The following is a 10934-nucleotide window of genomic DNA, read 5'->3' on the forward strand; positions in this document are numbered from 1 at the left end:
CACTTTTCAATTTTCGCCCATCTTAATAATTCAGATAAAAATCCGTAATCAATGCGCAAAACGCCTCACTGTAAATCCCTTCGGATTTCCGCAGTGCCAGCTCCTGTTCGACAATCTCTGCCGGTTGTCGGGATAAAGTTAACAGCATACGGTTCAGGGGTTTCCCGGGGCGATCGCGAACCACCATCCGCCAGGCGCTAAACCAGCCTTTCTGACGCGCCATCGCTTCAAACGTCATCCCAATATCATACGGCAGTACTACGCTGAACATTCCTTCGGGCGTGATGAGCTTAACGGCGCAATCGAGCAACGCGTCGTGGGTCAGCGTTTCAGTGTACCGCGCAGCATTTCGCGCTTCATCGCGGCAGGCCATTGCAGATACGAAGTAAGGGGGATTACTGACGATCAGGTCATAGGCTGCATGATGTTGATCGGCGTAATCATTGATATCCTGCGCATACACGGCCATTCTGTGTGCCCATACGGACTCGGCAAAATTCTCAGCCGCCTGCGATGCCGCGGCAGGCTCAAGTTCTACGGCATCAATCTGCGTCTGAGGACCGCTGCGCTGCGCCAGCATCATAGCGATAAGTCCGCTGCCGCAGCCGATATCCAGAACGCGACGGGCATGGCTCACTGATGCCGTTGCGCCAAGCAGAACGCCATCGGTGCCGACTTTCATCGCGCACCGATCGTGCGCCACAAAAAACTGTTTAAAGGTAAATCCATTACGCCGTAAAGGCTGAGAGGAACTGACTTCTTTTGTCACTAATTTCACCGTAATTGCGCCAGCCATCAGGCCTGTGAACGAAAACTGACGTAGCATAGGGCAAAGAGATGCAGAGGAAAAGGTACGCAAACCGCTTAAATAGGTGAAGATCGCGTCTAACACGTCTATAATCGGCGCCCCAAGTAGAGGTAGACCATGACTGTAACGAATTTTTCCGAACTCGAACTCGATGAACGCCTGCTAGACGCCTTAGGCGAAAAAGGCTATACCCGGCCGACTGTCATTCAGGCAGAGGCAATTCCGCCTGCAATGGACGGACGCGATGTGTTGGGTTCGGCTCCTACCGGCACCGGCAAAACAGCGGCATTCCTGTTGCCTGCATTGCAACATTTGCTGGATTTCCCGCGTAAGAAATCTGGTCCGCCACGAATTCTGATCCTCACGCCAACGCGTGAACTGGCTATGCAGGTTGCCGATCAGGCACGCGAACTGGCCAAGCATACCGATCTGGATATCGCGACGATCACCGGCGGTGTGGCGTACATGAACCACGCCGAAGTATTCAGCGAAAACCAGGACATTGTCGTCGCGACGACTGGCCGTTTGCTGCAATATATTAAAGAAGAAAACTTTGATTGCCGCGCCATCGAAACGCTTATCCTCGATGAAGCTGACCGCATGCTGGACATGGGTTTTGCGCAGGATATAGAAACCATTTCTGCCGAAGCACGCTGGCGTAAACAGACGTTGCTGTTCTCCGCAACGCTGGAAGGGGAAGCCATCCGTGAATTCGCTGAACGCATTCTGACTGAACCGGTTGAAATTGAAGCCGATCCGTCACGCCGCGAACGTAAAAAAATCCTGCAGTGGTATTACCGCGTTGATGATGTGCCACACAAAACGCAGATGCTGATCCACCTGCTGAAACAGGAAGATGTCACCAAATCCGTGATCTTCGTGCGTAAGCGTGAGCGTGTGCACGAACTGGTTGCATGGTTGCGCGAAGCGGGAATTAACTCCTGCTATCTCGAAGGCGAAATGGTTCAGGTTAAGCGTACCGAAGCCGTGAAGCGTATGGTCGAAGACCGCGTGAATGTGCTGGTTGCCACCGATATCGCCGCGCGCGGTCTGGATATTAACGACATCAGCCACGTCTTCAACTTTGACCTGCCGCTGACCGCTGATATCTACCTGCACCGTATCGGGCGTACCGGCCGTGCTGGCCGTAAAGGTACGGCGATTTCTTTCGTGGAAGCGCATGACCATCTGCTGCTGGGCAAAATTGGCCGTTATCTGAATGAGCCGCTGAAACCTCGCGTGATCGACGAACTGCGTCCGAAAACGAAAGCACCAAGCGAGAAGACCACCGGTAAGCCATCCAAGAAAGTACTGGCGAAGCGTAAAGAGAAGCAGAAAGCCGCGCAGGAAAAATCGAAGGTGAAAGTGAAAGTTCGCCATCGCGACAGTAAAAACGTGGGCAAACGCCGCGTAAAACCTGATGCGGCGAAAGACGCGTCAAAATAAGTATCAGCTAATCACCTGATACAGATGAAAAAAAACCGCCTTCTCAGGCGGTTTTTTATTGGCTTCAGTCAGCGAAACAGCGCTGTGATTACAGGCTTTCGGTGAAGGTACGGGTGATCACGTCACGCTGCTGTTCAGCAGTCAGTGAGTTGAAACGTACCGCATAGCCAGACACACGAATGGTCAGCTGCGGGTATTTTTCAGGATGCTTAACCGCATCTTCCAACGTTTCGCGACGCAGTACGTTAACGTTCAGATGTTGGCCACCCTCTACGCGTACAGTCGGCTGAACTTCCATCGGCACTTCACGGTATTCGAACTGGCCCAGTTCGCTGACAGCAACGATCTGGTCTTCCGCATAACCCGCTTTTGCACACACGCAGCGCGCTTCTGCTTTTTCATCATCCAGCAGCCAGAAAGAATTTTTCAGGGCTTCGTTATTAGTTTTGGTAATTTGGATCCCGGTGATCATATGTTGCCTCCATAATTGGCTACGATACTGTTAATTGGTTGAGTGTCAGGTTCATACGGCAACCTGTTATTTCTGCTCTCAGATATAACAGCACTACACCCCGCGAACCTTGACTAATATCAATCTTTTCAGTGTGGTTATTTGCCACTCCCGGCATATTTATGTTTTATATCAATTTTTCCAACCCCTGCGCTTAAATTATTTTTGTAAATTATCAATAAAAATTGCATACAGAAATGTTAAACCCAAGATAAACATCAGCAAAAGGATGTGCGGGTTTCGCTCGAAGGGACGAGCAGGTAAGCTACGCGCAATAAAATTACCTTCAAAAGGAGAGCGTCAATGTCCAAAACTCTCACCTGGCATGACGTGATTGGTCAGGAAAAAGAACAGCCCTACTTCGTTGATACTCTGAAGTTTGTTGCTGCTGAACGTGCTGCTGGAAAAACCATTTATCCGCCACAGCAGGATGTGTTTAACGCTTTTCGCTCGGCAGAGCTGGCGGATGTGAAAGTGGTCATCCTCGGGCAGGATCCTTACCACGGCCCAAATCAGGCTCATGGCTTATCCTTCTCCGTCCGCCCCGGCATTCCTGCGCCACCGTCGCTGGTGAATATGTATAAAGAGCTGATCACGGATATCCCGGGGTTTGAGCGTCCGAATCACGGCTATCTGCAAAGCTGGGCCGATCAGGGCGTGCTACTGCTTAACACGGTTCTGACCGTTGAAGGTGGGCAGGCGCACTCTCACGCCAAGCTGGGCTGGGAAACGTTCACCGACCGGGTGATTGCGGCACTGAATGAAAATCGCGAAGGGATTGTCTTCTTACTGTGGGGTTCGCACGCACAGAAAAAGGGTAACATTATCGATACGCAACGCCATCATGTCCTGAAAGCGCCGCACCCTTCCCCGCTTTCGGCACATCGCGGGTTTCTGGGTTGCAAACATTTCTCTCAGGCGAATACCTTGTTGGAAAAACAGGGTCTGACTCCCATTGATTGGGTGCCGGTATTACCTGCGCAATGACGTAAAAAAAAGAGGCACCAGCAAAGGTGCCTCTTTCATCATCTTACTCTGTTCAAAACAGAATCAGGCTTTCGCTTTAGAAACCGCGACCATCGCCGGACGTAACAGACGACCATTCAGCGTGTAACCCTTCTGCATAACCATAATCACGTGATTAGGCTCCAGCTCTTCGGATTCCATCATGGTCATCGCCTGATGCAGTTCAGGATTAAATGGCACGTGAATATCGCCCACCACTTCCATACCGAACTTGCGAACCGCATCCAGCATGGATTTCAGGGTCAGTTCAACACCTTCAATCAGACCGGTCAGTTCAGGATTGGATTTATCAGCCAAATCGATCGCACGTTCCAGGTTATCAATCACTGGCAGCAACTCGCCGGAGAATTTTTCCAGGGCGAATTTGTGTGCTTTTTCGATGTCCAGTTCAGTACGACGACGGACGTTTTCCACTTCCGCTTTCGCACGCAGCAGGCTGTCACGCTCACGCTGCTGGACTTCTTTCAGCTGTGCTTCTAGTTCAGCAATGCGTTCATCGCGCGGGTCAACGACATCTGCCGCCTGAGTTTCCGCTTCCGCATGCAGCTCTTGTTCCTGATTCAGTTCTTCAGAGACTTGCTCGTCAGGTGTCTTATGTTCTTTACTACTCATGAATATCTCCGCGTTTTAGCATTAATCTTGCTAGTTGGCTTATTATGGGGATCAAAACCGGGGATTCAAGGTTTGGTTTTTAATGAAACCGGTCATAATGCAGGAGTCATCACACCCTGCTGAGGATAACCACAGCGATGAATAAAAAATTTGAGTGCATTGGGATAGTCGGACACCCTCGCCATCCTTCCGCACTTGCCACCCATGAAATGCTTTATCACTGGTTAATCTCAAAGGGTTATCAGGTGATTGTTGAGCGGCAGGTGGCGCAAGATTTAGCCCTGGAAGGCGCGCAAACCGGCAGTCTGGCGGAAATTGGCAAATTGGCAGATTTGGCTGTCGTGGTCGGCGGTGACGGCAATATGCTCGGCGCGGCGCGGGTACTGGCGCGCTATGACATCAAAGTTATCGGCATTAACCGAGGTAATTTGGGCTTTCTGACCGATCTGGATCCGGACAACGCGTTACAGCAGCTGGATGACGTTTTACAAGGCGAATATATCAGCGAGCAACGTTTTCTGCTGGAAGCGATGGTGCGCTGTAAAGATCAGCAATGTCGCGTTAGCACGGCTATCAACGAAGTGGTGCTCCACCCGGGGAAAGTCGCACACATGATTGAATTTGAAGTCTATATCGACGACAAGTTCGCGTTTTCTCAACGCTCCGACGGCCTGATTATATCGACACCTACGGGTTCAACGGCGTATTCACTTTCCGGCGGTGGCCCGATCCTGACGCCGACATTAGAAGCGATTGCACTGGTGCCGATGTTCCCGCACACGCTCTCGGCACGCCCGCTGGTTATTAATAGTAACAGCACCATTTGCCTGCGATTCTCACATATGAGTACTGATCTAGAAATCAGCTGTGACAGCCAGATTGCGTTACCTATCCAACCCGGCGAAGAGGTCGTGATTCGTCGCAGCGAGTTCCATCTTAATCTGATCCACCCAAAGGATTACAGCTATTTCAATACGTTAAGCACCAAACTCGGATGGTCAAAAAAACTGTTCTGAATTGAAAAAATAATTCGCCAGCCTCTTTACTGTATATAAAACCAGTTTATACTGTATGTAATTACAGGTCTGTTGTTATGTACAGGAAGGTGATCATGCTGGCGCAATTAACTATCAGTAACTTTGCTATTGTCCGTGAGTTAGAAATCGATTTTCATGCAGGGATGACGGCAATCACCGGGGAAACCGGTGCTGGTAAGTCCATTGCTATTGACGCGCTCGGGCTTTGCCTGGGTAACCGCGCCGATGGCAGCATGGTGCGTCTCGGCGCAAGCCGCGCAGATATCTGTGCGCGCTTCACCTTAGCCGATACCCCTTCCGCGAAACTCTGGCTGGCTGAAAATCAACTCGATGAAGGGCATGACTGCCTGCTGCGTCGTACCATCAGCAGTGACGGGCGCTCACGGGGCTTTATCAACGGGACACCGGTGCCATTATCGCAGCTGCGCGAATTGGGCCAGCATCTGATCCAAATCCACGGGCAGCATGCCCACCAGCTTTTACTCAAACCTGAACACCAAAAACATCTGCTTGATGCTTACTCCGATCAGCCCCTCCTGCTGGCTGAAATGCGTAAAGCGTATCAGAACTGGCACCAGAGCTGCCGTCAGCTGGCGCTGTATCAGCAACAGATGAACGAACGTGAATCACGCCGTCAGTTATTGCAATATCAGCTGAAAGAGCTCAATGAGTTCTCTGCGCAGGCCGGCGAATATGAACAAATCGATGAAGAATACAAACGCCTGGCGAACAGCGGACAGCTTCTCTCACTGAGCCAGAGTGCATTGCATCTGCTGGCCGATGGCGAAGAACAAAATATTGTTAGTTTGCTGTACAGTGCGCGCAACCAGCTCACTGAACTGGCTGAGCTCGACAGCAAAATGAATGACCTGATCGTCATGCTGGACGACGCCTCGATTCAAATCAGCGAGGCCAGTGATGAACTTCGCCATTACAGTGAACGTCTGGATATGGATCCCAACCGGTTGTTCGAACTGGAGCAGCGTTTATCCCGTCAGATGAATCTGGCACGTAAGCATCATGTGAGACCGGAAGAATTGCCCGAGCATCATCGTCAGTTGCTGGAAGAACAGCAGGCGCTCGATGATCAGGAAACCAATCAGGCAGAACTGAGTGAAGCAGTACAGGCGCATTACCAGCAAGCTGTCGCCATTGCCGCCGAGCTGCACGATAAGCGTCAGTTCTTCGCTGATGAGCTGACACTGCTGATAACTCAAAGCATGCAAGCTCTTTCCATGCCTCACGGTAAGTTCCAAATTCAGGTGCATTTCGAACCGGAACATTTGGGAGCAGAAGGTGCTGACCGTCTGGAGTTCCAGGTCACCACTAACCCGGGACAACCGTTGCAGGCTTTAGCTAAGGTTGCTTCAGGAGGCGAGCTTTCCCGTATCGCGCTGGCGATTCAGGTTATTACAGCGCAAAAGATGGAAACACCCGCACTGATCTTCGATGAAGTGGATGTTGGCATCAGCGGCCCGACTGCAGCGATTGTCGGACGTCTGTTGCGTCAGTTGGGTGAATCAACCCAGGTTATGTGCGTCACGCACTTACCGCAGGTTGCAGGTTGTGGCCATCAGCATTATTTTGTTAGCAAAGAAACTGACGGTGAAGTGACAGAAACGCAAATGAATCGCCTCGATAAAAAGGCGCGTTTGCAAGAACTGGCGCGCTTGCTGGGCGGAAGTGAAGTCACCCGAAACACCCTGGCCAATGCAAAAGAGTTGCTCGCCGCGTAAAAAGCTCAACTTTTTTACAGTTCAGCGGTCATACAGGTGCCCCGCAAAGGTTTCAAACTGATGAAAGGTCTATTATCATCGGCATCTTATGCCCTAAAGGAATGTAATGACTATGCGCTGTAAAACGCTAACTGCCGCCGCTGTAGCTCTTGTAATGCTTACTGCGGGCTGTTCCACTCTGGAAAAGGTGGTTTATCGGCCTGACATTAATCAGGGGAACTACTTATCCCCTGCTGACGTACAAAAAATTCATACCGGCATGACTAAGCAACAGGTTGCTTATGTTCTTGGCACGCCGATGCTGCACGATCCATTTGGCAGCGATGTCTGGTATTACGTGTTCCGTCAGGAACCAGGCCATCAGGGCGTCACTCAGCAAACACTGACACTGACCTTCAACGGCTCAGATACGCTGACTAACATTGATAACAAGCCGACGTTGACCGATCAGAAATAAACCGCCCCGGTGTGATGGTCGCTGGTAACAACCCAAAAATCATCTTTCAGGGTAAAAAAATAAGGCGCCTCAGGCGCCTTATTTTTTGGAACGTTCAGCGCGAATGCGCCGTAACTCTTTCGGATCCGCAATCAGCGGACGGTAAATCTCGATCCTGTCACCGTCATTGACGGTATCAGCCAGTTTGACCGGCCGGCTATAAATCCCAAGCTTATTCTTTTTCAAATCGATATCTTTACGCAACTCCAATAACCCGGAAGCCAGCAGCGCTTGTTCGACGTTACTTCCCTCCTCCAGCTTAACGGTTCGAAGATACTGACGTTCCGGCAATGCATAGACCACTTCAACGCAGATTTCAGACACTGTAGACCTCTTTCGCACGCAGGGTGAACGCCTGAACCATACTGCCCGCGAGCTCTTTAAAGATTTTCCCGAAAGCTAATTCGATCAATTTATTCGTAAATTCAAAATCAAGGCTGAGTTGCACTTTGCAGGCATCCGGACTGAGTTCGATGAAGTCCCAGCCCCCGGTCAGCTTACGAAACGGACCATCAACCAGTTGCATATCAATACGCTTATTACTGATTAATGTGTTCTTCGTGGTAAAGGTTTTGCTGATACCCGCTTTCGAAACATCAACAGCTGCCGTCATTGACGTATCACTGTTATCCAAAATACGGCTGCCGGTACAACCAGGCAGGAACTGCGGGTAAGCATCGACATCATTCACTAAGGTGTACATCTGTTCCACGCTGAAAGGCACCAGCGCAGAACGACTTATCTGTGGCATATCATTTTCCAGGTGTCATAAAACGTACAGATAATACCATTTATCCGCCCGGTAATAAAAACTACGAAGCACAGGGGGCCAAAAAAGGAAAAACAACAGAGTCAGACGCGTGGGGATTTCATTCGGCAACGCTTACAGTATAATAAGTATCACTATGACAAAGAAAAAAGCACATAAACCCGGTTCCGCGACTATCGCGATGAACAAACGCGCTCGCCACGAATATATCATTGAAGATGAATTCGAGGCGGGGCTTGCTTTGCAGGGATGGGAAGTCAAATCGATGCGTGCTGGTAAAGCAAACATCACTGACAGTTACGTCACATTCCGCGACGGTGAAGCCTTTTTGTTTGGCGCAACCATTCAACCTCTCAACATGGCGTCCAGTCATATTGTTTGTGACCCGACCCGTACAAGAAAATTACTGCTGAACAAGCGTGAGTTAGAAACGCTGTTTGGCAAAGTCAGTCGCGATGGTTACACCGTCGTCGCGCTTTCCATGTACTGGAAAAATGCATGGTCAAAAGTGAAGATCGGTCTGGCTAAAGGTAAGAAAGAGCACGACAAGCGCGATGACATTAAAGATCGTGAGTGGAAAGTAGACAAAGCACGTATCATGAAGCACGCAAATCGCTAAGTCTCTGGCTTAGCTTGGTGTTTTGCTGGTATACTGCGAAATAGTACTTGGGGCTGATTCTGGATTCGACAGGATTTGCGAAGCCCAAGGAGCATGCCGAGGGGCGGTTGGCCTCGTAAAAAGCCGCAAAAAAATAGTCGCAAACGACGAAAACTACGCCCTAGCAGCTTAATACCCTGCTTAGAGCCCTCTCTCCCTAGCCTCCGCTCTTAGGACGGGGATCAAGAGAGGTCAAACCCAAAAGAGATCGCGTGGACACCTTGCCTGGGGTGAAAGCGTTAAACCCAATCAGGATAGTTTGTTAGTGGCGTGTCCATCCGCAGCTAACCGGCGAATGTAAAGATTGGACTAAGCATGTAGTGCCGACGGTGTAGTAATTCTGGACGGGGGTTCAAATCCCCCCAGCTCCACCAAATAATGATCCGGTTATTACCAGATAAGTCCGGAGAAGTCCTGAAAGCCCGCATTCCTTCTAGGTTTGCGGGCTTTTTTGTGTCTGTAGAAGTCCGAGTAGATCCGCCTGAAACCGGCGTCTATTGGTATACGAATTGGTATACGCTAAGATATATACCAATAAACGTATACCAATTAGGGAAGACCCTTGCATGGCGCGGACTACACGCCCTCTCACCCACACCGAAGTACAAAAAGCCAAAGCCACAGATAAAGACCTCACTTTGCATGACGGCGACGGACTCTTTCTCCTGGTCAAAACCACCGGCAAGAAAATTTGGCGCTTTCGCTACCAGGTGCCTGGTACTTCAAAACGCACCATGATTAGCCTCGGCGCTTATCCTGCTCTTTCACTGGCTGATGCCAGAGAAGTGCGTGCAGAGAAGCTTGCGATGTTAGTCCGAGGGATAGACCCGCAAGCAAGAGCTGATGAAGAAGCAGAGAAGCTCCAAATCGCTCAGGAAAGCATCTTCGTCAATGTTGCACGTAAATGGTTCGAGCTGAAGCAAAGTCACGTCAGCGCTGACCATGCTAAAGATATCTGGCGTTCTATTGAGAAAGACATACTGCCCAGTATTGAAAATATTCCTGTTCAGGAGCTGAAAGCTCGCACTTTGATCCAGGTGTTGGAACCAATCAAAGCACGCGGAGCATTAGAGACGGTCAGGCGGTTGGTTCAGCGCATTAACGAGATAATGATTTATGCGGTGAATGTTGGACTGATTGAGGCAAATCCAGCTTCAGGTATCGGTAATGCTTTTGAGCGCCTTAAGAAGCAGCACATGCCCACAATACGCCCCGAAGAACTGCCCAAACTAATGCGCACGATTTCGATGAGCAATTTATCAATACCAACCCGCTGCCTGCTTGAATGGCAAATGCTAACGCTCATACGACCAGCGGAAGCATCGGCAACAGCTTGGGCAGAGATCGACATAGTTAATAAGCAGTGGTGTATCCCAGCTGTGCGGATGAAGGCAAAGCGAGACCATATAGTCCCACTTTCTGAACAAGCTTTAGAACTACTGGAGATCATGCGTCAAATTAGCGGCAATCGTCAGTACGTATTCCCTAGTCGCAATGACCCAGGTAAGCCTATGAACAGCCAGACAGCTAACGCAGCATTAAAACGTATAGGTTATGGTGGGAAGTTGGTAGCACATGGATTGAGGTCTATCGCTAGCACTGCTATGAATGAGGCAGGTTTTAATGCGGATGTAATCGAAGCAGCACTAGCTCACAGTGACAAAAATGAAGTAAGGAAAGCATATAACCGCTCATCATATTTAGTACAGCGTCAAGAGCTAATGACTTGGTGGGCAGAGTTAGGGAAGGTGCGAACAAGTCCCTGATATGAGATCATGTTTGTCATCTGGAGCCATGGAACAGGGTTCATCATGAGTCATCAACTTACCTTCGCC

12 protein-coding genes and 1 other RNA gene are annotated in these 10934 nt (G+C 50.0%); 8 read left to right on the forward strand and 5 right to left on the reverse strand.

What is annotated here, in order from left to right:
* Positions 1-22: 22 nt before the first annotated feature.
* Positions 23-769: a tRNA(1)(Val) (adenine(37)-N(6))-methyltransferase TrmN gene (trmN, locus tag AC0Z7K_RS14275; protein ID WP_485614964.1), complete on the reverse strand. Its 747-nt coding sequence runs from the start codon at positions 767-769 to the stop codon at positions 23-25.
* Positions 770-925: 156 nt separating this feature from the next.
* Between trmN and srmB the strand changes: the two genes are divergently transcribed.
* Positions 926-2254 carry an ATP-dependent RNA helicase SrmB gene (gene srmB, locus AC0Z7K_RS14280; protein WP_485614948.1) on the forward strand — a complete coding sequence of 443 codons (1329 nt, stop codon included), beginning with the start codon at positions 926-928 and terminating at the stop codon, positions 2252-2254.
* Between the two features lie 88 nt (positions 2255-2342).
* Here srmB and grcA read toward each other — a convergent pair whose 3' ends face one another.
* Complete coding sequence (gene grcA, locus AC0Z7K_RS14285) at positions 2343-2726, reverse strand: autonomous glycyl radical cofactor GrcA (protein WP_112164236.1); 384 nt, start codon at positions 2724-2726, stop codon at positions 2343-2345.
* A 342-nt stretch (positions 2727-3068) separates the two neighbouring features.
* On the opposite strand from grcA, the gene ung reads away from it, so the two are divergent.
* Positions 3069-3752, forward strand: a complete 684-nt coding sequence (gene ung, locus AC0Z7K_RS14290) for a uracil-DNA glycosylase (protein ID WP_413528013.1) — start codon at positions 3069-3071, stop codon at positions 3750-3752.
* 63 nt (positions 3753-3815) lie between these two features.
* Here ung and grpE read toward each other — a convergent pair whose 3' ends face one another.
* Complete coding sequence (grpE, locus tag AC0Z7K_RS14295) at positions 3816-4403, reverse strand: nucleotide exchange factor GrpE (RefSeq protein WP_056770817.1); 588 nt, start codon at positions 4401-4403, stop codon at positions 3816-3818.
* Between the two features lie 137 nt (positions 4404-4540).
* Between grpE and nadK the strand changes: the two genes are divergently transcribed.
* From nadK to bamE, 3 genes are all read left to right on the forward strand, one after another.
* Complete coding sequence (nadK, locus tag AC0Z7K_RS14300; RefSeq protein ID WP_485614949.1) at positions 4541-5419, forward strand: NAD(+) kinase; 879 nt, start codon at positions 4541-4543, stop codon at positions 5417-5419.
* A gap of 95 nt (positions 5420-5514) precedes the next feature.
* Positions 5515-7176 carry a DNA repair protein RecN gene (gene recN / locus AC0Z7K_RS14305; protein ID WP_485614950.1) on the forward strand — a complete coding sequence of 554 codons (1662 nt, stop codon included), beginning with the start codon at positions 5515-5517 and terminating at the stop codon, positions 7174-7176.
* Between the two features lie 112 nt (positions 7177-7288).
* Positions 7289-7633 carry an outer membrane protein assembly factor BamE gene (gene bamE, locus AC0Z7K_RS14310; RefSeq protein WP_413528283.1) on the forward strand — a complete coding sequence of 115 codons (345 nt, stop codon included), beginning with the start codon at positions 7289-7291 and terminating at the stop codon, positions 7631-7633.
* Between the two features lie 78 nt (positions 7634-7711).
* Here the strand turns inward: bamE and AC0Z7K_RS14315 are convergent, their stop codons facing one another.
* Positions 7712-7996: an RnfH family protein gene (locus AC0Z7K_RS14315; protein ID WP_485614951.1), complete on the reverse strand. Its 285-nt coding sequence runs from the start codon at positions 7994-7996 to the stop codon at positions 7712-7714.
* Positions 7989-8423 carry a type II toxin-antitoxin system RatA family toxin gene (locus tag AC0Z7K_RS14320; protein WP_112164229.1) on the reverse strand — a complete coding sequence of 145 codons (435 nt, stop codon included), beginning with the start codon at positions 8421-8423 and terminating at the stop codon, positions 7989-7991. Before AC0Z7K_RS14320 ends, AC0Z7K_RS14315 begins: the two co-directional genes overlap by 8 nt.
* Positions 8424-8577: 154 nt before the next feature.
* Between AC0Z7K_RS14320 and smpB the strand changes: the two genes are divergently transcribed.
* From smpB to AC0Z7K_RS14335, 3 genes are all read left to right on the forward strand, one after another.
* Positions 8578-9060 carry an SsrA-binding protein SmpB gene (gene smpB, locus AC0Z7K_RS14325; protein WP_112164228.1) on the forward strand — a complete coding sequence of 161 codons (483 nt, stop codon included), beginning with the start codon at positions 8578-8580 and terminating at the stop codon, positions 9058-9060.
* Between the two features lie 49 nt (positions 9061-9109).
* Positions 9110-9473, forward strand: a transfer-messenger RNA (tmRNA) gene (ssrA, locus tag AC0Z7K_RS14330).
* Between the two features lie 192 nt (positions 9474-9665).
* Complete coding sequence (locus AC0Z7K_RS14335) at positions 9666-10865, forward strand: integrase domain-containing protein (protein ID WP_485614952.1); 1200 nt, start codon at positions 9666-9668, stop codon at positions 10863-10865.
* Positions 10866-10934 lie beyond the last annotated feature (69 nt).

It is taken from the genome of Rahnella sp. 1L-D-7-B-C2 (genome assembly GCF_057290995.1).

Excerpts from the sequence above, each read along its gene's own strand:
- grcA (WP_112164236.1), bottom strand. The coding sequence starts at position 2,726 with ATGATCACCGGGATCCAAATTACCAAAACTAATAACGAAGCCCTGAAA.
- bamE (WP_413528283.1), top strand. The coding sequence starts at position 7,289 with ATGCGCTGTAAAACGCTAACTGCCGCCGCTGTAGCTCTTGTAATGCTT.
- srmB (WP_485614948.1), top strand. The coding sequence starts at position 926 with ATGACTGTAACGAATTTTTCCGAACTCGAACTCGATGAACGCCTGCTA.
- ung (WP_413528013.1), top strand. The coding sequence starts at position 3,069 with ATGTCCAAAACTCTCACCTGGCATGACGTGATTGGTCAGGAAAAAGAA.
- smpB (WP_112164228.1), top strand. The coding sequence starts at position 8,578 with ATGACAAAGAAAAAAGCACATAAACCCGGTTCCGCGACTATCGCGATG.
- AC0Z7K_RS14320 (WP_112164229.1), bottom strand. The coding sequence starts at position 8,423 with ATGCCACAGATAAGTCGTTCTGCGCTGGTGCCTTTCAGCGTGGAACAG.
- AC0Z7K_RS14335 (WP_485614952.1), top strand. The coding sequence starts at position 9,666 with ATGGCGCGGACTACACGCCCTCTCACCCACACCGAAGTACAAAAAGCC.
- recN (WP_485614950.1), top strand. The coding sequence starts at position 5,515 with ATGCTGGCGCAATTAACTATCAGTAACTTTGCTATTGTCCGTGAGTTA.
- nadK (WP_485614949.1), top strand. The coding sequence starts at position 4,541 with ATGAATAAAAAATTTGAGTGCATTGGGATAGTCGGACACCCTCGCCAT.
- grpE (WP_056770817.1), bottom strand. The coding sequence starts at position 4,403 with ATGAGTAGTAAAGAACATAAGACACCTGACGAGCAAGTCTCTGAAGAA.